This window comes from Lacinutrix venerupis (assembly GCF_001971745.1).
In the GTDB taxonomy this organism is placed as follows: domain Bacteria; phylum Bacteroidota; class Bacteroidia; order Flavobacteriales; family Flavobacteriaceae; genus Lacinutrix; species Lacinutrix venerupis.
In genome coordinates, this window is sequence record NZ_CP019352.1 from 1,433,871 (window position 1) to 1,458,917 (window position 25,047).

Here is a 25,047-nt window from a genome sequence, read left to right on the forward strand (position 1 = left end):
GTTTGTTTTAAACGTTAAAGAGTTGTGTTTTGTGTTTAAAAAGTAGTTTTTAACGATTAAAAACATATGTTTTCGATGAAATGCATGTTTTTCATCGATTTTAACATTTCTTTAACATTTGGTTGGGTTATAGTTGGGTATATTTAATCACCCAAACAAATTATCCCAAATATGAAAACTAATCTTAACCTACTATTGTTAGCCTTATTTTTAATTTTAGCAACTTCTTGTTCTAAAGAAAACGTAGAAGATACAGAATTAGGAAATATTATTATTCCAGAGGCAAAGACTATTGAAATTGAAATTATGGAACTTATTAATGCATACAGAATAGAAAATGGTTTAAACGCTTTATCTAATCACGGATTAATAAAATCTCAAACATATAGCCATTCAGATTACATGGCAGAAACAGATAATATTTCTCATTTAAACTTTTATTCTAGAAAAAACTTTTTAGTAAATAATGCAGGAGCTAATATTGTAACAGAAAATGTAGCTTATGGGTATTCTTCTGCAGAAACTGTTGTAAATGCTTGGATTAATAGTGAAGGGCATAGAATTAACATGTTGGGAGACTACACTAATTTTGATGTATCGGCAGAACAGAATGATGAGGGTAAATGGTATTTTACTAATATTTTTATGAAAAATTAGTCTTTATATATGCTATAAATAGCAAATATTTAAATAATTAATAGAGTAGAGGTAGCAATATAAAATTGCTACCTCTTTCTTTATAATATATTTTTTTCTATTAATTATTAAACAAATAAAAATGTATAAAAAAAATTAAATAATTTTTATCAATTCTTATTTAGTATTTGTTATTAAGTAATAGTTTATATAAAATGATTTATCTAAGAGCTTTAATACAAAAATGATATAATTTTAAGCAACTTATAATAAAGAATTATAAGCGGTAAAGTTTTTACTACTTGGTATGATTATAAAGAGCTGTTATTTAAATAAACTTGTAAATAGTATTAATTATTATTTTGAAAAAGTAAACAATAATTAATTTACATAACCACTAGTAATTATAAATTTAGAACGTCTGTTTGCTTGATGTTCTTCTTCACTACATTTATTTTTGTTAGCATCATTACAATGGTTAATTAACTGGCTTTCGCCATAACCAATAGCACTCTCAATTCTATTTGTTGCAATTCCTCTTGAATATAAATAGTCTCTAGTTGATTTTGCTCTTCTATCAGATAATTTTTCGTTATAAGAGTGTCTACCACGGCTATCTGTATGAGATTCAATTTTAATTACCATATTAGGATGTTCTCTCATAACAGCAACAATGTTTTCAAGTTCGTAAGCAGCATCTGGTCTAATGTTAGACTTATTATAATCGAAAAATATAGGATTTATTACAATTTCACTATCTATAATTAATGGAGTTAGATAAAGATCTACAATAGTTTCTACACCACTTTCTTGTGATGTAACAACATCTTTTTGGTCTGGTCTGTAAATAATTTTTTCGGCAAGTACAACAAAAGTTTTATTGCAACCTACATCTTTAAATTCATACTCTCCATTTTCATTAGAAGTTTCAGTTTGAATTACCTTACCACTTTCATCCATAAGTTTAACAATAACTTTTGCTAATGGCTCGTTAGATAATTTGTCTCTTGTTATACCTTTAATTATTTGTTTGCATTCGTACTTACCAAAACTATAAATATCATCTCCTCCTTTTCCACCTTCTCTATTAGAAGAAAAGTATCCAGTGTTTGTGTCTGTATTAATAAAAAATGCAAAATCATCAAAGCCACTATTATATGGCGCTCCAAGGTTTCTTACATAAACATCGGATGTGTCTTTTTTTAGTGCATTAGTTTCAAAAATATCATAAAGCCCTAAATTTATATGTCCGTCTGACGAAAAATATAATGTAGAATCTTTTGCTATAAATGGAAAGTTTTCTCTTCCTTCTGTATTAATTTTTCCTCCCAAATTTATAGGGTTTCCAAAGGTTCCATCTTTATTTATTCTAACTCTATAAATATCTGTAAGTCCTAATGAACCTTGACGGTCTGAAGAGAAATATAAAAATTTTTCTTCTGGATCTAAGGCAGGAGAGCCAGTTGAGAAATCTTCGCCATTAAATGGAAGCTCTTCAATTTTTTTCCATTTTCCGTCTATATTTTTAGCTCTGTATAATTTTATTTGAGATGTACCTTCTTTATCGTATTTAGCTTTATTTTTTTTGTTTAAATTAATTCTAGTAAAATACATTGTTTTACCATCTTTTGTTATGGCAACAGAACTTTCATGAAAGTCAGAATTTACTTCATTAGAGGATATTAAAGTAGGAGTTTCAACTATTTTCTTACCATCTTTAATTGTTACTGTAGATTGGTATATATTTAAAAAGGGTTCTTTATTCCATTGGTATAATTTTTTTTCATCTAAAATAGTATCTTTCACTCTTGTTGATGCAAAATATAGGATGCTGTCTTTTTCAAAGCTACCAAAATCTGAATATTCGGTATTAATGTCAAGGTTTTCAAAATCTACATAAACTTTTTCTACAGATTCTAAAGCTTCAAATTTTTCAATATCAAATTCATCATCTTTAACTCGTCTGTCATTTTTTTTACGTTCTTTAAAAATAACAGACCATTTTTTAGATTCTTCAAATTGATTTAAACTTCTTAATGTTTGAATATATTTATATAAATATTCTGGATTAACATCTTTATACTTTGTCACTGCTTTTTTATACCAGTAACTCGCTAATTGTACATTAGAATTATTGTAATAGCAGTCTCCTAGTCTTGTTAAAACATGTTCTGTAGTATCACCTTTTTTTAAAACTTCTAAATATAATTCTGTAGCTTGATAATAGGCATAATCTTTAAAAAAGTTATCGGCAACTTTAATTTGTGCAGTCGAAATTGAGACTGTAAAAAAGAACAATATGTATAGTATGTTGTTTTTCATTATTTATTAGAAATATCTTGGAGATTTAATACGTTTTCTTGGTTTATAGACTTCGAACATTAATAAAATTTCATGTGTTCCACTTGTGTATGGTCTTAAATCAGACAGAAAATATTCGTAAGTATAACCTATTCTTAATTGTTGAGATACTTGAAAATCTGCTAAAGCACCAATTGTTGATGTGTCTTGATTGTATCGATAACCTCCACCGATCCAGAATTTTTCGAAGAATAATAAGTTTGCATTTATATCGAATGAAATAGGAGCTCCATTAGTAACTTTAAATAGGGTAGAAGGTTTTAATTTTAGATTTTCATTAAGTTCAAAAACATAACCACCAGTAAGATAATAACCAATACGTTCTAAAGCTAAATACTCTGGTCCAGCATCTTCGTTTCCTCTTAAATTATAGTCTGTATTTAATATTCTTGGAGCAGATAAACCTAAATACCATTTGTTACTATGCAGAAATAAACCTACACCCATATTTGGATTCCAACGACTTGAAATATCGCTAAAAAATGGATCTGAATAGATTTGCTCATCATCTAAAAAATCAATAGTATCTAAATTATAATGTGTAAAACCACCCTTTAAACCAAAGGCTAGTTTTGTAGTTTCGTTTACATTAATTGTATATGAAAAATCTCCGTACATAAATACGAAATTTTCATAACCTAATTGATCATTAATTATAGATAGTCCTAAACCTACTTGTTCATTTTTTAATGGAGAGTGTATAGATAGTGTTTGTGTACTAGGTCCACCTTTTAATCCTACCCATTGACTTCTATGTAAACCAACAACACTAATTGTTTCTCTACTTCCCGCATATGCTGGATTTACAGATATGGTGTTAAACATATATTGAGAAAATTGAGGTAGTTGTTGAGCATATGAAAACAAACAACTTAATGCTATAATAGCAAATATGTAAACTCTATTTTTTTTCATTAATTTTTTTATTTAGTACCTAAATATAATGGTCCTGTAATTGGATCTGCTCCGCTATCTCTTAAAGTTACTACATAGTAATATGTTCCATTTGGTAACTTATCTGCCGATCCAACAGATTGTTTTATAGCTTGACCACTCCAATCATTTTTATAGTCTTTAACATCGTAAACTATAGCACCATAGCGGTTAAATATTTGTAAATCTATAATGAATCCACATTTTAAGTTTCCTTGAACAAAGAAGAAATCATTATGCCCATCTCCATTTGGTGTTACAGCTTTAGATATAGTATAACCTTCAGTTCCACATGGTTGCACACTACATTCGTCATTAATGTTTAATGTTAATCTTGTTGTAGCAATACAATCGCTACTTGAAACAGAGTAATTAAATATATAATCACCAAGTTCTAAATCTACAGGATCAAAAGTACCATCGTAATCAACAATAACGTCTCCTTGTTCTACAACCCATTCACCAGTATCGTCAATACCTTCAGCTAAATAATCAAATAAATTAACAATACCATCAGTATTACAGTGCTCCGCATCAATATCTGTTACAAAGTCTTCACTAATAACATTTACTATATGAATATACACGCTTGAGTTATTACAACTATCTGTAGCTGTCCATTCCCAAATAATTTGATAATCTTCACCATTTCCAAGATTATTATTAGTTTCTGCGAAGTCGATAACAACATCTATGTTAGAACACTCATCAGAAAATTGTAAAGTTGGAGGTGCAGGAATTTCAGAACAAATAACGTAAGATTCTGGTTCAATATTAGTTAATAAAACAGGAGCACTAGTATCTTCAATTGTTAAAGTAGCAACTAGAGTAGATGTATTTCCACAATCGTCGGCAACTGTATAAGTTACTTCTATAGTTCCTCCAGAACCACAATCTGATACTAAATTAACAAAATCGTAATCTGAAGTTACAGTATTTACACTGTCAACATCACAATCATCAACACCACATGATATTAATGTATTAATATTTGCTGTGTTCCATTCGTCTGCTAATGTTTGATTTTCACTACCGTTACACTCTAAAGTAGTGTCTGTAACAGCACAGTTAGATAAGTCTGGTCCAGTAGTATCTTCAAGCGTAAGTGTTACCGTAATAGTTGCTTCGTTACCACAATCATCAGCTACCGTATAAGTGATAGGTAATGATCCACCAAGGCCACAAGCGTTAGTAGTGTTGTAGTTATTAAAGTTGTAATTAGAAGTTACAGTAAAAGTACTATCAGTATCACAATCATCACCAGGACAAGATTGTAGCGCTAAAATATTAGCAGCATCCCAATCAGCAGCAATAGTTTCATTTAAAGTACCATTACACTCAATAGTTTCATCAACCACATCTGTACAAATAGTAACATCTGGAGGTGTAGTATCTTCAAGCGTAAGTGTTACCGTAATAGTTGCTTCGTTACCACAATCATCAGCTACCGTATAAGTGATAGGTAATGATCCACCAAGGCCACAAGCGTTAGTAGTGTTGTAGTTATTAAAGTTGTAATTAGAAGTTACAGTAAAAGTACTATCAGTATCACAATCATCACCAGGACAAGATTGTAGCGCTAAAATATTAGCAGCATCCCAATCAGCAGCAATAGTTTCATTTAAAGTACCATTACACTCAATAGTTTCATCAACCACATCTGTACAAATAGTAACATCTGGAGGTGTAGTATCTTCAAGCGTAAGTGTTACCGTAATAGTTGCTTCGTTACCACAATCATCAGCTACCGTATAAGTGATAGGTAATGATCCACCAAGGCCACAAGCGTTAGTAGTGTTGTAGTTATTAAAGTTGTAATTAGAAGTTACAGTAAAAGTACTATCAGTATCACAATCATCACCAGGACAAGATTGTAGCGCTAAAATATTAGCAGCATCCCAATCAGCAGCAATAGTTTCATTTAAAGTACCATTACACTCAATAGTTTCATCAACCACATCTGTACAAATAGTAACATCTGGAGGCGTAGTATCTTCAAGCGTAAGTGTTACCGTAATAGTAGCTTCGTTACCACAATCATCAGCTACCGTATAAGTAATAGGTAATGATCCACCAAGACCACAAGCGTTAGTAGTGTTGTAGTTGTTAAAGTTGTAATTAGAAGTTACTGTAAAAGTACTATCAGTATCACAATCATCACCAGGACAAGATTGTAGCGCTAAAATATTGGCAGCATCCCAATCAGCAGCAATAGTTTCATTTAAAGTACCATTACACTCAACAGTTTCATCAACCACATCTGTACAAATAGTAACATCTGGAGGCGTAGTATCTTCAAGCGTAAGTGTTACCGTAATAGTTGCTTCGTTACCACAATCATCAGCTACCGTATAAGTAATAGGTAATGATCCACCAAGGCCACAAGCGTTAGTAGTGTTGTAGTTATTAAAGTTGTAATTAGAAGTTACAGTAAAAGTACTATCAGTATCACAATCATCACCAGGACAAGATTGTAGCGCTAAAATATTAGCAGCATCCCAATCAGCAGCAATAGTTTCATTTAAAGTACCATTACACTCAATAGTTTCATCAACCACATCTGTACAAATAGTAACATCTGGAGGCGTAGTATCTTCAAGCGTAAGTGTTACCGTAATAGTAGCTTCGTTACCACAATCATCAGCTACCGTATAAGTAATAGGTAATGATCCACCAAGACCACAAGCGTTAGTAGTGTTGTAGTTGTTAAAGTTGTAATTAGAAGTTACTGTAAAAGTACTATCAGTATCACAATCATCACCAGGACAAGATTGTAGCGCTAAAATATTGGCAGCATCCCAATCAGCAGCAATAGTTTCATTTAAAGTACCATTACACTCAACAGTTTCATCAACCACATCTGTACAAATAGTAACATCTGGAGGCGTAGTATCTTCAAGAGTAAGAGTAGCAGTAATAGTTGCTTCGTTACCACAATCATCAGCTACCGTATAAGTGATAGGTAATGATCCACCAAGGCCACAAGCGTTAGTAGTGTTGTAGTTATTAAAGTTGTAATTAGAAGTTACAGTAAAAGTACTATCAGTATCACAATCATCACCAGGACAAGATTGTAGCGCTAAAATATTAGCAGCATCCCAATCAGCAGCAATAGTTTCATTTAAAGTACCATTACACTCAATAGTTTCATCAACCACATCTGTACAAATAGTAACATCTGGAGGTGTAGTATCTTCAAGCGTAAGTGTTACCGTAATAGTTGCTTCGTTACCACAATCATCAGCTACCGTATAAGTGATAGGTAATGATCCACCAAGGCCACAAGCGTTAGTAGTATTGTAGTTATTAAAGTTGTAATTAGAAGTTACAGTAAAAGTACTATCAGTATCACAATCATCACCAGGACAAGATTGTAGCGCTAAAATATTAGCAGCATCCCAATCAGCAGCAATAGTTTCATTTAAAGTACCATTACACTCAATAGTTTCATCAACCACATCTGTACAAATAGTAACATCTGGAGGTGTAGTATCTTCAAGCGTAAGTGTTACCGTAATAGTTGCTTCGTTACCACAATCATCAGCTACCGTATAAGTGATAGGTAATGATCCACCAAGGCCACAAGCGTTAGTAGTGTTGTAGTTATTAAAGTTGTAATTAGAAGTTACAGTAAAAGTACTATCAGTATCACAATCATCACCAGGACAAGATTGTAGCGCTAAAATATTAGCAGCATCCCAATCAGCAGCAATAGTTTCATTTAAAGTACCATTACACTCAATAGTTTCATCAACCACATCTGTACAAATAGTAACATCTGGAGGCGTAGTATCTTCAAGCGTAAGTGTTACCGTAATAGTAGCTTCGTTACCACAATCATCAGCTACCGTATAAGTAATAGGTAATGATCCACCAAGACCACAAGCGTTAGTAGTGTTGTAGTTGTTAAAGTTGTAATTAGAAGTTACTGTAAAAGTACTATCAGTATCACAATCATCACCAGGACAAGATTGTAGCGCTAAAATATTGGCAGCATCCCAATCAGCAGCAATAGTTTCATTTAAAGTACCATTACACTCAACAGTTTCATCAACCACATCTGTACAAATAGTAACATCTGGAGGCGTAGTATCTTCAAGAGTAAGAGTAGCAGTAAGTGTCGTATCATTACCACAATCATCAGCTACGGTATAAGTAACAGTAATAGTACCACCCGCACCACAAGTAGAGACAAGGTTAGCAAAGCTATAATCTGAAGTAACCTCAAAAGTAGCATCAGTATCACAGCTATCTGTACCACAAGATTGTAGCGCTAAGATATTCGCCGCATTCCAATCATCGGCTATAGTTTGGTTATCAGTACCGTTACATTCAATAGTTTGATCGGTTACAGAACAAGCCGTAAGGTCAGGTCCAACAGAATCCTCTAATGTTAATGTAGCAGTAACAGACTCTGCATTGCCACAATCATCTGTAGCAGTGTATACAACAGTAATAGTACCACCCGCACCACAAGTAGAAGTAAGGTTTGTAAAGTTGTAATCTGAAGTAATTGTAACATTAATATCATCAGCACAAGCTTGAAGTTCAGCAATGTTAGCTGCATTCCAATCGTTAGCGATAGTTTCATTTAAAGTACCGTTACATTCAATAGTTTCGTCAGTAACATCACAGTTAGTTAAATCTGGACCAGTAGCATCACCAAAACTAAGCGTTACTGTAATAGTAGATGCGTTACCACAATCATCTGTTACGGTATAAGTTACAGGAATAGAACCACAAGGACCACATACTACATTTAAGTTGTTGTAATCGTAATTAGAAGTTACTGTATAAACACCATCAGCATCACAGCTATCTGTACCACAAGATTCAAGAGCAGCAATGTTAGCAGCGTTCCAGTTATCTGCAATGGTTTGGTTTTGATCAGCAGTACAATCTACAGCAGTATCTACAACATCATTACAAACCGAAAGGTCAGGACCTGTAGTATCTTCAAGCGTAAGTGTAGCTGTAAGTGTCGTATCATTACCACAATCATCAGCAACAGTATATACAACAGTAATAGTACCACCAAGTCCACAAGTAGAGACAAGGTTAGCAAATGCATAATCTGAAGTGACATTAAAAGTAGCATCGGTATCACAGCTATCTGTACCACAAGATTGTAGTGCTAAAATATTAGCAGCATTCCAATCGTTGGCAAGCGTTTCATTATTTGTACCATCACATTCAATAGTTTGATCGGTTACAGAACAAGCCGTAAGGTCAGGCCCAACAGAATCTTCAAGAGTAAGTGTAGCAGTAAGTGTTGTATCATTACCACAATCATCAGCTACGGTATAAGTAACAGTAATAGTACCACCCGCACCACAAGTAGAGACAAGGTTAGTAAATGCATAATCAGAAGTAACCTCAAAAGTAGCATCGGTATCACAGCTATCTGTACCACAAGATTGTAGCGCTAAGATATTAGCGGCGTTCCAATCATCGGCTATAGTTTGGTTATCAGTACCGTTACATTCAATAGTTTGATCGGTTACAGAACAAGCCGTAAGGTCAGGTCCAACAGAATCCTCTAATGTTAATGTAGCAGTAACAGACTCTGCATTACCACAATCATCTGTAGCAGTGTATACAACAGTAATAGTACCACCCGCACCACAAGTAGAAGTAAGGTTTGTAAAGTTGTAATCTGAAGTAATTGTAACATTAATATCATCAGCACAAGCTTGAAGTTCAGCAATGTTAGCTGCATTCCAATCGTTAGCGATAGTTTCATTTAAAGTACCGTTACATTCAATAGTTTCGTCAGTAACATCACAATTAGTTAAATCTGGACCAGTAGCATCACCGAAGCTAAGCGTTACTGTAATAGTAGATGCGTTACCACAATCATCTGTTACGGTATAAGTTACAGGAATAGAACCACAAGGACCACATACTACGTTTAAGTTGTTGTAATCGTAATTAGAAGTCACTGTATAAACACCATCAGCATCACAGCTATCAGTACCACAAGATTCAAGAGCAGCAATGTTAGCAGCATTCCAAGCATCTGCAATGTTTTGGTTTTGATCAGCAGTACAATCTACAGCAGTATCTACAACATCATTACAAACCGAAAGGTCAGGACCCGTAGTATCTTCAAGTGTAAGAGTAGCCGTAAGTGTCGTATCATTACCACAATCATCAGCAACAGTATATACAACAGTAATAGTACCACCAAGCCCACAAGTAGAGACAAGGTTAGCAAATGCATAATCTGAAGTGACATTAAAAGTAGCATCGGTATCACAGCTATCTGTACCACAAGATTGTAATGCTAAAATATTAGCAGCATTCCAATCGTTGGCAAGCGTTTCATTATTTGTACCATCACATTCAATAGTTTGATCGGTTACAGAACAAGCCGTAAGGTCAGGACCAACAGAATCTTCAAGCGTAAGTGTAGCAGTAAGTGTTGTATCATTACCACAATCATCAGCTACGGTATAAGTAATAGTAATAGTACCACCAGCACCACAAGTAGAGACAAGGTTATTAAATGCATAATCTGAAGTAACCTCAAAAGTAGCATCGGTATCACAGCTATCTGTACCACAAGATTGTAGCGCTAAGATATTAGCGGCGTTCCAATCATCGGCTATAGTTTGGTTATCAGTACCGTTACATTCAATAGTTTGATCGGTTACAGAACAAGCCGTAAGGTCAGGTCCAACAGAATCCTCTAATGTTAATGTAGCAGTAACAGACTCTGCATTACCACAATCATCTGTAGCAGTGTATACAACAGTAATAGTACCACCCGCACCACAAGTAGAAGTAAGGTTTGTAAAGTTGTAATCTGAAGTAATTGTAACATTAATATCATCAGCACAAGCTTGAAGTTCAGCAATGTTAGCTGCATTCCAATCGTTAGCGATAGTTTCATTTAAAGTACCGTTACATTCAATAGTTTCGTCAGTAACATCACAGTTAGTTAAATCTGGACCAGTAGCATCACCGAAGCTAAGCGTTACTGTAATAGTAGATGCGTTACCACAATCATCTGTTACGGTATAAGTTACAGGAATAGAACCACAAGGACCACATACTACGTTTAAGTTGTTGTAATCGTAATTAGAAGTCACTGTATAAACACCATCAGCATCACAGCTATCAGTACCACAAGATTCAAGAGCAGCAATGTTAGCAGCATTCCAAGCATCTGCAATGTTTTGGTTTTGATCAGCAGTACAATCTACAGCAGTATCTACAACATCATTACAAACCGAAAGGTCAGGACCCGTAGTATCTTCAAGTGTAAGAGTAGCCGTAAGTGTCGTATCATTACCACAATCATCAGCAACAGTATATACAACAGTAATAGTACCACCAAGCCCACAAGTAGAGACAAGGTTAGCAAATGCATAATCTGAAGTGACATTAAAAGTAGCATCGGTATCACAGCTATCTGTACCACAAGATTGTAATGCTAAAATATTAGCAGCATTCCAATCGTTGGCAAGCGTTTCATTATTTGTACCATCACATTCAATAGTTTGATCGGTTACAGAACAAGCCGTAAGGTCAGGCCCAACAGAATCTTCAAGAGTAAGTGTAGCAGTAAGTGTTGTATCATTACCACAATCATCAGCTACGGTATAAGTAACAGTAATAGTACCACCAAGCCCACAAGTAGAGACAAGGTTAGCAAATGCATAATCTGAAGTGACATTAAAAGTAGCATCGGTATCACAGCTATCTGTACCACAAGATTGTAATGCTAAAATATTAGCAGCATTCCAATCGTTGGCAAGCGTTTCATTATTTGTACCATCACATTCAATAGTTTGATCGGTTACAGAACAAGCCGTAAGGTCAGGTCCAACAGAATCCTCTAATGTTAATGTAGCAGTAACAGACTCTGCATTACCACAATCATCTGTAGCAGTGTATACAACAGTAATAGTACCACCCGCACCACAAGTAGAAGTAAGGTTTGTAAAGTTGTAATCTGAAGTAATTGTAACATTAATATCATCAGCACAAGCTTGAAGTTCAGCAATGTTAGCTGCATTCCAATCGTTAGCGATAGTTTCATTTAAAGTACCGTTACATTCAATAGTTTCGTCAGTAACATCACAATTAGTTAAATCTGGACCAGTAGCATCACCGAAGCTAAGCGTTACTGTAATAGTAGATGCGTTACCACAATCATCTGTTACGGTATAAGTTACAGGAATAGAACCACAAGGACCACATACTACGTTTAAGTTGTTGTAATCGTAATTAGAAGTCACTGTATAAACACCATCAGCATCACAGCTATCAGTACCACAAGATTCAAGAGCAGCAATGTTAGCAGCATTCCAGTTATCTGCAATGTTTTGGTTTTGATCAGCAGTACAATCTACAGCAGTATCTACAACATCATTACAAACCGAAAGGTCAGGACCCGTAGTATCTTCAAGTGTAAGAGTAGCCGTAAGTGTCGTATCATTACCACAATCATCAGCAACAGTATATACAACAGTAATAGTACCACCAAGCCCACAAGTAGAGACAAGGTTAGCAAATGCATAATCTGAAGTGACATTAAAAGTAGCATCGGTATCACAGCTATCTGTACCACAAGATTGTAATGCTAAAATATTAGCAGCATTCCAATCGTTGGCAAGCGTTTCATTATTTGTACCATCACATTCAATAGTTTGATCGGTTACAGAACAAGCCGTAAGGTCAGGCCCAACAGAATCTTCAAGAGTAAGTGTAGCAGTAAGTGTTGTATCATTACCACAATCATCAGCTACGGTATAAGTAACAGTAATAGTACCACCAAGCCCACAAGTAGAGACAAGGTTAGCAAATGCATAATCTGAAGTGACATTAAAAGTAGCATCGGTATCACAGCTATCTGTACCACAAGATTGTAATGCTAAAATATTAGCAGCATTCCAATCGTTGGCAAGCGTTTCATTATTTGTACCATCACATTCAATAGTTTGATCGGTTACAGAACAAGCCGTAAGGTCAGGTCCAACAGAATCCTCTAATGTTAATGTAGCAGTAACAGACTCTGCATTACCACAATCATCTGTAGCAGTGTATACAACAGTAATAGTACCACCCGCACCACAAGTAGAAGTAAGGTTTGTAAAGTTGTAATCTGAAGTAATTGTAACATTAATATCATCAGCACAAGCTTGAAGTTCAGCAATGTTAGCTGCATTCCAATCGTTAGCGATAGTTTCATTTAAAGTACCGTTACATTCAATAGTTTCGTCAGTAACATCACAATTAGTTAAATCTGGACCAGTAGCATCACCGAAGCTAAGCGTTACTGTAATAGTAGATGCGTTACCACAATCATCTGTTACGGTATAAGTTACAGGAATAGAACCACAAGGACCACATACTACGTTTAAGTTGTTGTAATCGTAATTAGAAGTTACTTGACCTGTTAAATCTGAATCACAATTATCAGTTGCACAAGCTTCTAATGCAGCAATATTAGCAGCATTCCAGTTATCAGCAATGGTTTGATTTTGATCAGCAGTACAATCTACAGTAGTATTTGTAACTGATGTACAAGTAGATAGGTCTGGTGCAATATTATCTGATACTGTTATAGTTTGTACTTGAGAAGCTGCAGAGTTACCACAATCATCGATTAAAGTCCAAGTTCTAGTAATTATAGTTTCACCTTCACAAGAGCCATTAGCCACAGAATCTGTAAAAGTAGCTTCTAAAGTTGTATCACAATTATCAGCTTCGTTAGTAACATCTCCAGTTTGACCAACTGTTGCATCGTAATTACAAGAAGCATCGGTAAATATTTCAATATCCGCTGGAGCAGTAAATGTAGGAGCAGAGTTATCTGATACTGTTATAGTTTGTACTTGAGAAGCTGCAGAATTACCACAATCATCAATTAAAGTCCAAGTTCTAGTAATTATAGTTTCACCTTCACAAGAACCATTAGCCACAGAATCTGTAAAAGTAGCTTCTAAAGTTGTATCACAATTATCAGCTTCGTTAGTAACATCTCCAGTTTGACTAACTGTTGCATCGTAATTACAAGAAGCATCGGTAAATATTTCAATATCCGCTGGAGCAGTAAATGTAGGAGCAGAGTTATCTGATACTGTTATAGTTTGTACTTGAGAAGCTGCAGAGTTACCACAATCATCGATTAAAGTCCAAGTTCTAGTAATTATAGTTTCACCTTCACAAGAGCCATTAGCCACAGAATCTGTAAAAGTAGCTTCTAAAGTTGTATCACAATTATCAGCTTCGTTAGTAACATCTCCAGTTTGACCAACTGTTGCATCGTAATTACAAGAAGCATCAGTAAATATTTCAATATCCGCTGGAGCAGTAAATGTAGGAGCAGAGTTATCTGATACAGTTATAGTTTGTACTTGAGAAGCTGCAGGGTTACCACAATCATCGATTAAGGTCCAAGTTCTAGTAATTATGGTTTCACCTTCACAAGAACCATTAGCCACAGAATCTGTAAAAGTAGCTTCTAAAGTTGTATCACAGTTATCAGCTTCGTTAGTAACATCTCCAGTTTGACCAACTGTTGCATCGTAATTACAAGAAGCATCAGTAAATATTTCAATGTCCGCTGGAGCAGTAAATGTAGGAGCAGAGTTATCTGATACTGTTATAGTTTGTACTTGAGAAGCTGCAGAGTTACCACAATCATCGATTAAAGTCCAAGTTCTAGTAATTATAGTTTCACCTTCACAAGAGCCATTAGCCACAGAATCTGTAAAAGTAGCTTCTAAAGTTGTATCACAATTATCAGCTTCGTTAGTAACATCTCCAGTTTGACTAACTGTTGCATCGTAATTACAAGAAGCATCGGTAAATATTTCAATATCCGCTGGAGCAGTAAATGTAGGAGCAGAGTTATCTGATACTGTTATAGTTTGTACTTGAGAAGCTGCAGAGTTACCACAATCATCAATTAAAGTCCAAGTTCTAGTAATTATAGTTTCACCTTCACAAGAGCCATTAGCCACAGAATCTGTAAAAGTAGCTTCTAAAGTTGTATCACAATTATCAGCTTCGTTAGTAACATCTCCAGTTTGACCAACTGTTGCATCGTAATTACAAGAAGCATCGGTAAATATTTCAATATCCGCTGGAGCAGTAAATGTAGGAGCAGAGTTATCTGATACTGTTATAGTTTGTACTTGAGAAGCTGCAGGGTTACCACAATCATCGATTAAGGTCCAAGTTCTAGTAATTATGGTTTCACCTTCACAAGAACCATTAGCCACAGAATCTGTAAAAGTAGCTTCTAAAGTTGTATCACAGTTATCAGCTTCGTTAGTAACATCTCCAGTTTGACCAACTGTTGCATCGTAATTACAAGAAGCATCAGTAAATATTTCAATGTCCGCTGGAGCAGTAAATGTAGGAGCAGAGTTATCTGATACTGTTATAGTCTGATCAGCTGTAGTTGTATTTCCACAAGCGTCAGTTAATGACCAGGTTCTAGTAATTATAGTTTCATTAGGACAAGATCCAGCTGCTGTAGCATCAGTAAAAGTAGCTTCTATGGAATCTGAACAGTTATCGGCTTCATCTGTAACATCTCCAGTAAGTGTTAAATCACTAGGATCCTGATCACAATTTATAGAAATATCAGCTGGAACAGAGAAAGTTGGATCACTAGTATCTTGAACATTTATAATTTGTGTATGTGTAACCTGGTTATTACAGTTATCTGTTGCAACCCAAGTTCTTGTTATTGTATATTCGTTTGTACAATTACCATTTGTAATAGTTTCATTAAAAGTAGCAGTAGGTAAAGGAGTTTCGTTTTCTTCTGTAAAAGAAATATTGTGTAATGCGAAACCAGGAGAACTATTAGGATTAATATTTGGACTATTAATAATTTTGAAAACTATAGTAATAGTATCTACTGCTTCAGAAAAAGCAACAGAAACAACACCTTCGGTTGAATTTCCTCCGCTAGGACTTGTTGGATCTATACCATAAACATCATTACCATTAATAATTTGGTTGTCTGTAGCACTTAAAGAAGGCATTACCGGATTCCCACTTAAACTACCTGTAATGGTATAATCTTCTTGTCTATAAAAATTATTAATTTCACCGTCAACATCAAATAATTTGAAGAATGTATTTGTTACGCCAACTCCAGGGTTACCAAGAGAAATAGTTAAAGTAACAGTGTCTTCTTGTAAAAGGGGAAGGCTTGATGCAATTATTAAAGTTTTTTCTATTGTAGGTTCGTCACCTTGATAAAATGAACCAACTACAGGAGTGCCTGAGTTTAGTGAATTAGTTGGGTCTTGAATTGTTATCGAAACGTTAGTACCATCAACATTATAATTATTACTTAATGAACCTGATGGCCAAGTTTCATTTTCCCAATTTAATATTTTTGAATCTATGCTATTACAGTTATCATCGAATAATAATACAGATGGTTCAGGTACTTGATCACATTCTACTGTAATATTTTGTGGTAATACACCTATAAAATTAGGAGCGGTATTGTCTTCAACAGTAATAGTTTGTGTAAAACTTGTAGTATTACCGCAATCATCTACGAGTGTCCATTCTCTTAAAATTACAGATTCATTAGGACAAGAACCAACTGATGAGCTATCTGTATAAGTAGCTTGAAGGTCATTATCACAGTTATCTTGTTCATTGGTTACATCACCAGTTAAAGAAAGGTCGTTAGGATCTTGTTCACAGTTTATAACTACGTCTGAAGGTACTGTAAAAGTTGGTGCTGTAGAATCTTGTACAGTAATAATTTGGTCGGCTGCAGTTGTGTTTCCACAAGCGTCAGTTAATGTCCAAGTTCTTGTAATAGTTATTTCACTAGAACAGTTTCCTGAAGAATTATCTTCAACATCTGAAAAAGTTGCTTCTAAACTTGTATCACAGTTATCGTTTTCATCTGTTACATCACCAGTAATTGATAAATCTAACGGGTCTTGTTCGCAATTAATTGTAATGTTTTCAGGTACTGTAAAGCTTGGAGGTGTTGTGTCAACTACATTTATTGTTAATGTTCTAGTTGTAGTATTTCCACACTCATCTGATGCCATCCAAGTTCGTTCTACAGTAAATTCGTTTTCACATGTGCCTGGAGTCGTTGTTTCTGAAAATGTAATAGTTGCATTACCGCACTCATCTGTTGCAGTTAAAGTTTCTGCAGGTTGTAGCTCATCACATTCAATTGTAATTTCGTCAGAGATAGTAGCTGCATTTGTATAATTAGAAATACAGTTAAATTCTATATTATGCTGTCTACCATTAGCAGAGACATTGTTAGCTCTTGCAACAGCTCCAACTCTAAAAGAAAAAGATGAAGCGTTGGTGTTACGTGTTGTAATATTTGCTTGTGGATTAGCATTCGTTACTCCTGTGTATTCTGTAGTTCCAGCAGTAGCAACAATCCATGGTCCTTCTTCTGTTATAGTTAAATCTGTTGGGTTGTTAACGGTATAGCTCGCAGTAAATGCTGTCCAGTTTACCTCTCCAAAAGACGAATTACCATCAATATCATTAAAATTAGAATAGAATTCTGGTAGAGTTGTAGAGTTAGATGTTCCGCTATCTACAAAATCTAATTTAAATTCGGTATATGCTCTATCTCCAATTGATGCTATGCTAAAAGCTGTACGTGGTCTAAAAGAATCTACACCATTAGAGTTATCATCTAAAACAGGTATTGTTGTTCCTACAGTAGCAACGATAGTTAATAATGCATCTACACCAGGAGCTATAGAAGGAAATCTAAATACTTCTCCTTGTAAAAAAGTTGAGTTGTTACCGTCTCCAGACTCCTCTGTGTAAGAGCTAAAACTTAATACAGGAACATTTACACAAGAAGGTTGTGTGTTATCAACATTAGAAGGGAAACCAACAATATTTGGCGGTAAGGTATCAATAATTGTAAATGTACCTGTTGTAGTTGAAGAATTACCACATTGATCTGTAGCTGTAAACGTTACAGTAGTAGTTCCTGTTCCACCACATTCATCTGTTAGGCTTGTAAAATTATTAGTCCAAGTTATTGGTCCTCCACATTCATCGTATGCATAGGCACCTCCATTTGAATTTATCCAATTGTTAAATTCACTTGCATTCCCAGATCCATCACATTGTACTGTAAAATTTAAAGCGTTTGTATCTATTAAAGGAGGTTCTGTATCTTGAACTGTAATTGTTTGCACAACATTAGTTGTGTTATTACAAGCATCTGTTAATGTAAATGTTCTATTAACTATTGTTAAACAGTTAGTTGAAGATACTATAGTGTCTATATAGGTTATAGTATTTATTTGATCTGTATTTGTTGTTGTGTAATTATTTACATTATTAAAAGTATTTAATACATTACCAGATTGAGAAGTATTGTAATTAAATACAGCATTCGATGCTTTTATGTCGTTAGTATCACAGCCTTCTATGGTAATTTCATTAGGAACCGATAATGTAGCTTTAGGATTTACAGTAAGGCTTGCTAAAGTTTCTTCGAAACAAATATTTGCTTCATTAGTGAATAATACTTTATAAATGTTATCATCCATATCTAGTGTAACATTCGATAAAACAAGATTTAATTGAGCTCCACTTGCTATTGTTCCACTTTCTCCTGGTATTGCATTAAAGCTAGTTCCATTATCTGTACTTACAAACCATTCATAATTTAAATTAGTGGTTGCGGTAGTGGCAGGAGTTGTAGGAAGTATAGTTGCAATCGCAGTAGCTGTAAATGTAGCATTAGCATTTTCGCATGTTTCTTGGTCTTCTAATTCTTCTGTAATTTCAGTAACTACTGCTTCTTGAAATGTATTTTCTCCATTACTTGTAGTTGCTATAGAATTATTGTATGCTTGTTGGCTACTATCTATTCCGGCGCTAATTACTAAACCAAATTGGTTTACTTGACCATTAGCAAATGTAGGTGTATCTGTACCATATATACCACTATCTCCGGCATCTGCGTTTGGGTTATTATAAGCTTCATTTGCATCGCTACAACCATCATTATCACTGTCTAAATCTAATAAATCTGGTATGCCATCATTATCTGTGTCGTAAGTTAAAACACTTGTTCCTGGATTTGTAAGTTCATCACATCCATAAACATAACCGGTTTGGAAAGCTCTTTTATCAAAAGTAACTTCAAAAGAAGAAAGTGGATTTAAAAATGTAGATATCCATAATCTTTCATCAGAAACTGAATCAGTATTGAAATTTGAAGTAAATTCTGTATTAGAAGATACTAAGTTAGCAGATACAAACGTAGGGTCGGAGAATTGATAACCAGATAAATCGGATGATTGAAAAGTTATTTTTTCATTAAATAAATCTCCAGTTGGCTCATAAACTCCTCCGTCTAAATCTTTCCATATTAGTTTACTAGTAACTTGAATTGGAGTGTTAGTTCCAGATACAAAATAACTAAATCTTAGAGTGGCTTGACCAGAGGTAGCCGTTCCTGTCATGTTTAAAACATATATTTCTCCTATAAAAGTATAATCATCTATGTTAACAGAAATGTCCGGATCAGCACTTAATACTTCTACTTTTAAATCTACAGGTGTACCTTCGTAAGTACCTACGTTACTCCATAAAGTTGTAGAGCCTACACCGTTTGAAGAAGGTCCAGGCGTGTGTACTTTGTTAGATGAATTTAAAATTGGACATAAATTATTTACTAAATTAGATTCATCAATGTCTAAAATACCATCATTATCGTCATCAAGATCACAATCATTAAAAATACCATCTCCATCAGTATCTACAGCAGTATAAGTTGTTGCATTTAAGTTTTCACATCCGGTATAATTATCTATAATTGAAATAGAATAATCTCCATTAGTTATCCCATTAAATGTATTAGACGATTGATAAGGTCCATTATTAATAGAATATTCATATTGAGAACCTGTTGGAGAGGTTATAGTTATAGAATTATCATTTGGCCCATTACAATTTAATTCTACAACAGGTTGTCCTGGAGGAGGATTAACTACTATAGTAACTTTACCAGTATCACATACACTTTGGTTAGGTTCTGGCAAGCAAACTTGATAATCAAAAGTTACTGTTCCTGTAAAGCCTTGTGTAGGAGTGTACGAGTAGGTTCCGTCCGTATTTAAATTAAAGGCTTGACCAGCAGGTGAAGGTCCTGAAACTAAACTATATGTAGAATTTTCAGGAACATTATCAGATTCTGATAAATCACCACTATGTTTGGTGTCTATACAACTTTGTTGTGTATTACTAACCGCATATTTTTGTAAAATAAAAAATTTACCATCTCCATGGTCATTGGTTGCAGCTAGAAATCTAATATTATGTATTTTTGAACCTGTTGGAGCTATATCATCTAAATAAAATAAAGCAACACCAATATTTCCGTTATTTTCTGCAACTCTATTAGTTTTCCAATAATCTATTGTGTTTCCTGCCGGTGGAGGAGTGTATCCAGGTCCCCATTGGGCACTTGAATAAGGTCTTACAAATGTTTCACCAATTTTTTGTACTGTAGAACTACCTGCAAGTGTTCCAAAAACTTCAATATAGAAACAGTTATTTGCATTTCTTTCTATTGCGGCAAAAACACCTCCTGTATTTGAAGGGATAGGTGGGTTGTAAAAAATGGTTTGAACTTGTCCATCTGTATTTAAAGCAGCAGAAAAATCCATACAAATATTATCTCCATTAACATCGCTTGAGAAATAATGGTTTAAATTTAAATCTTGAAAAGCATCAAGAGCTTTAGCATTCCAAGGTGGTAAAGCACTATTAGAAAACGGAGCTCCATTGTCTAATATTCTATTTCTAGAATGGCCTTGAGGTCCAACAATAGTCATTTCGTAACCAGAAGGAACTACAAAAGTGTTGTAAATATCTCCATCAATAGTTATAGACTCTATAGTAGCCGAACTGTTATTGAGTGGTTGAGACGCTTCAGCCCATTGAAAGGTAACACCAGTTTGTATAGAATTAGCTTGGGTTTGCGAAAAAGATGAAAAGCTAATAAATAGAAACGCTAAAAATAAATACTCGTGTAGCGATTTTTTGAATTTATATATAAAGGTTGGCATAGTTAGTAATTAACAAATGGGGTTTATTAATAGTTTTTTTATAATCAAATTTATTCATAAATACGTGTAATTGAATAAATTGAAATTTATATTTAAATGCTTTAATATAATTCTGTTTAGAAAAATATTTATGTATTAGTTTAATTGATGTGTAGAAATAAACAAATAACAAGTTACAGAAGTAAGTTGTTAATAAAACGGGAGATAATATTATCTTTAGTAATTTGTACATAACATAGTTAACTCATAAATTAAAACTATTAATTTGCTTAATCTTAAGGGAGTTTCACCATTTTATGGCGACAGTAGGTTTTAGGTTTAGGGGCAAGCCTATTAATAGCTTTGCTAAATAAATTGTATTTTTTTAGGCTAACAAATAAAAATGTTTAATAACACATATATTCGTTAAAAAGACAAATATATATAAAATATCGATAAAATGCGAATAAACACGATAAATAGACAAAAAACACTTTACTTAATACGTCATGCAAAATCCTGTTGGAATAATAATTTAGAAGATTTTAATCGTCCAATAAAAAAGCGTGGTATTAACGATGCTAACTTGGTTTCTAATCATTTAAATAGTGTTAAAATAGAACCAGAAATTATTTTTTGTAGCGCAGCAGAAAGAACGAAATTAACTTCTGAAATTTTTATTAAAAATTTAGGCTTAGCAAATGTTAAAATAGAATATTCAAAGCAATTATATGATTTTTCTGGAGAGTCTCTTTTGCAGTTTATCGAGTCTATTAACGATTCATTCGGTAAGGTTATGATTTTTGGTCATAATTATGCGCTTACTAATTTTGTAAACAATTATGGAGATATTAAAGTAGAAAACGTTACTACGTCTGGCTTTGTAAAGATAAATTTTGAAATTGATAGTTGGAAAAATCTTAATAGAGGAAAGACTGAAAAAATTGTATTTCCAAAACATTTAAAATAATGTAAATAATAGAATATATTTGTGATGAAATATTTGCAAAATGAAGAAAAAAATAGTTCAAAATTATACCTATATAAATAGAGAATTAAGTTGGTTGCAATTTAACGCAAGAGTCTTGCAAGAAGCTTCAGATGAGAATGTTCCGTTAATAGAACGTCTGCGTTTTTTAGGTATTTTCTCTAATAATTTGGACGAATTTTTTAAAGTGCGTTACGCAACAGTAAAGCGTATTGATGAAGCTGGAAAAGCAGGAAAAAATCAATTAGGAGGAATAAAAGCTTCAGATTTATTAGAAATAATTACTAAAACGGTAATTAAACAACAGGCAGAAAGTTTAAATATTTTAAGTAATATTCAATCAAAATTAGAAGCCGAAAATATTTTTATTATAAAGGAAAATCAAATAAATGATAGTCAAAAAAACTTTATAAAAAACTATTTTATTCAGCATGTAAGTCCTGCTTTAGTAACTATAATATTAAATAATGAAGTAGAGATTCCTAATCTAAAAGACAGTGCAGCTTACTTAGCAATAAACATGGTTTTAGAAGGAGAAAAAAATCAATATGCACTAATAGAAATTTCTAAAAATATAGATCGTTTTATAGTGTTGCCAAAACAAGGTAACAAGAACTATATCATTATGTTAGACGATTTATTACGCTATTGTTTAGATGATATTTTTAATATTTTCGATTATAAAACTATTTCTGCTCACATGATAAAAATAACACGAGATGCAGAGCTTGATCTTGAAAGTGATTTAAGCAAAAGTTTTATGGAAAAAATTAGCGATAGTGTTAAAGATAGACAAGATGGTGAACCTGTTAGATTTGTTTATGATAAAACTATAGACAAACAAACACTCTCTTTTTTAATGGCAAAAATGGGAATTGAAAGTTCTGATAGTATTATACCAGGCGGTAGGTACCATAACAGACGAGATTATATGGGATTTCCAAGTCTAGGTAGAACAGATTTGCTATATAATAAAATTGAACCATTACCAGTAAAAGGATTAAGTTTAGAAACCAGTATTTTTGAGGCTATTGCTAAAAAGGACTATTTGCAATACACGCCATACCACACCTTTGCATATACAGTAAAATTTTTAAGAGAAGCAGCTTTAGATCCTAAAGTAAAAACAATAAAAATTACTATTTATAGATTAGCACAAATTTCTCATGTAGCAAGCTCCTTAATTAATGCAGCAATTAATGGAAAAAAAGTAACTGTTTCTATGGAGATTCAGGCACGTTTTGATGAGCAAGCAAACATAGATTATGCAGAGCAAATGCAACGAGAAGGCGTACAACTTATTTTTGGAGTACAAGGTTTAAAAGTGCATAGTAAAATGTGTTTAATAGAAAGGGAAGAGAATAAAAAAATAGTACGTTACGGCTTTATTAGTACAGGAAATTTTAATGAGTCTACAGCTAAAATCTATACAGATTATACTCTCTTTACTGCAAATCAAAAAATACTAAAAGACATAAATAAATTATTTAGCTTCTTTTCTGTTAACTATAAAGTTTATAGATTTAAGCATATTATAACATCTCCTCACTATACTAAAAATACATTTTTTAAATTAATTGATAACGAAATCAATAATAAAAAAGAAGGAAAACCTGCGTATATTAGGTTAAAAATGAATAGTATTTCTAGCTACAAAATGATAGATAAATTGTACGAAGCTAGTAATGCAGGAGTTAAAATAGAAATGATTGTTCGTGGTATTTGTTGCTTAATTCCTGGTGTTAAGGGAATGAGTGAAAATATTGAAGTAGTAAGTATAATCGACAAATTTCTAGAGCATACTAGGTTGTATGTTTTTTGTAATGATAATAGCCCAAAAGTTTATATTTCTTCGGCAGATTGGATGACAAGAAATATAGAAAATAGAGTAGAGGTTAGTTGTCCTATTTATGATGAAAATATTAAAAACGAACTAATAGAAACTTTTAATATTTGTTGGAGCGATAATGTAAAATCTAGAATTTTAGATAGCAAGCAGTCTAATAATTATAAACAAAATAAATTAAAGAAAGTAAGAGCGCAATTTGAAACCTATAATTATTATAAAAACCAATTAAATTAATGCTAAAAATATTTAAATATGCTGCAATAGATATAGGTTCGAACGCTGTAAGACTACTTATTTCTAGTATTGTAGAAGAAAAAAATAAGCCACCACGATTTAAAAAAACATCTTTAGTAAGAGTACCTATTCGTTTAGGAGCCGATGTGTTTATAAATGGTAAAATTTCGAAAGAAAATACTAATAGAATGTTAGATACCATGCAGGCGTTTAAACTGTTAATGAAAACACATCGTGTAGATAAATATAAAGCATGTGCAACCTCTGCAATGCGAGAGGCTAAAAATGGTGAAAAATTAGCAGCGCAAATACTAGAAAATACTGGAATAACTATAGATATTATAGGAGGAGAAGAAGAAGCTACAATTATAGCGGCTACAGATTTAAGTACGTTTATAGATAAAAATAAAACATATTTATATGTAGATGTAGGAGGAGGAAGTACAGAATTTAGTGTTATCCATAACGGAGAAAAAACAGTATCAAAATCCTTTAAAGTAGGTACTGTACGTTTATTAAACGATATCGTTAAAAAAGAAACTTGGCAAGAGTTAGAACAATGGGTAAGAACAGAAACTAAAGAATATGAGAAAATAGATGTTATTGGCTCTGGAGGAAATATAAATAATATTTTTAAAACCTCTGGTAAAGCTTTAGGTAAACCGCTAACATACTTTTATTTAACCTCATATTATCAAAAATTACAAAGCTACTCTTACGAAGAGAGAATTACAGAATTAAATATGAACCAAGATAGAGCCGATGTTATTATTCCTGCAACAAGAATTTATTTGTCTGCAATGAAATGGAGTGGAGCAAAAGATATTTATGTTCCAAAAATAGGATTGGCAGACGGAATCATAAAAAGTATGTATAAAGAAATTATTTTAAGCCATACAAAGTTAAAATGATACACTTTATCTTTTAATTGCTTAAATTATATTAAAAATAAATTATATTAGTGCAACTTTAAAAATAAACCAAAACTTTAAAATTATAAA

Annotated in this window: 7 protein-coding genes; 4 read left to right on the plus strand and 3 right to left on the minus strand. The window is 33.2% G+C overall.

The features are described from left to right. Positions 1-171: 171 nt before the first annotated feature. Positions 172-657 carry a CAP domain-containing protein gene (locus BWR22_RS06470; protein ID WP_076732773.1) on the plus strand — a complete coding sequence of 162 codons (486 nt, stop codon included), beginning with the start codon at positions 172-174 and terminating at the stop codon, positions 655-657. A 360-nt stretch (positions 658-1,017) separates the two neighbouring features. Here BWR22_RS06470 and BWR22_RS06475 read toward each other — a convergent pair whose 3' ends face one another. The 3 genes from BWR22_RS06475 to BWR22_RS06485 are packed head-to-tail and all read right to left on the minus strand — an operon-like array spanning position 1,018 to position 20,996. Next, positions 1,018-2,958 (minus strand): OmpA family protein, encoded by a 1,941-nt coding sequence (locus tag BWR22_RS06475; protein ID WP_076732775.1) that lies wholly within the window; start codon positions 2,956-2,958, stop codon positions 1,018-1,020. Between the two features lie 6 nt (positions 2,959-2,964). Beyond that, positions 2,965-3,912, minus strand: coding sequence for a PorP/SprF family type IX secretion system membrane protein (locus tag BWR22_RS06480; protein WP_076732776.1), 948 nt, complete (start codon positions 3,910-3,912; stop codon positions 2,965-2,967). 8 nt (positions 3,913-3,920) lie between these two features. Further along, entirely contained in the window at positions 3,921-20,996 is a 17,076-nt protein-coding gene (locus BWR22_RS06485) for an HYR-like domain-containing protein (RefSeq protein WP_076732778.1), read from the minus strand. Between the two features lie 439 nt (positions 20,997-21,435). On the opposite strand from BWR22_RS06485, the gene BWR22_RS06490 reads away from it, so the two are divergent. From BWR22_RS06490 to BWR22_RS06500, 3 genes are read left to right on the plus strand one after another with little or no spacing between them, the layout of a single operon-like run. Continuing rightward, positions 21,436-21,945 (plus strand): SixA phosphatase family protein, encoded by a 510-nt coding sequence (locus BWR22_RS06490; protein WP_076732779.1) that lies wholly within the window; start codon positions 21,436-21,438, stop codon positions 21,943-21,945. 40 nt (positions 21,946-21,985) lie between these two features. Next, positions 21,986-24,046, plus strand: coding sequence for a polyphosphate kinase 1 (gene ppk1, locus BWR22_RS06495; protein ID WP_076732781.1), 2,061 nt, complete (start codon positions 21,986-21,988; stop codon positions 24,044-24,046). Beyond that, a complete protein-coding gene (locus BWR22_RS06500; protein ID WP_076732782.1) occupies positions 24,046-24,957 on the plus strand; it encodes a Ppx/GppA phosphatase family protein in 912 nt (303 codons plus the stop codon). Before ppk1 ends, BWR22_RS06500 begins: the two co-directional genes overlap by 1 nt. The last annotated feature ends 90 nt before the right edge of the window (positions 24,958-25,047 follow it).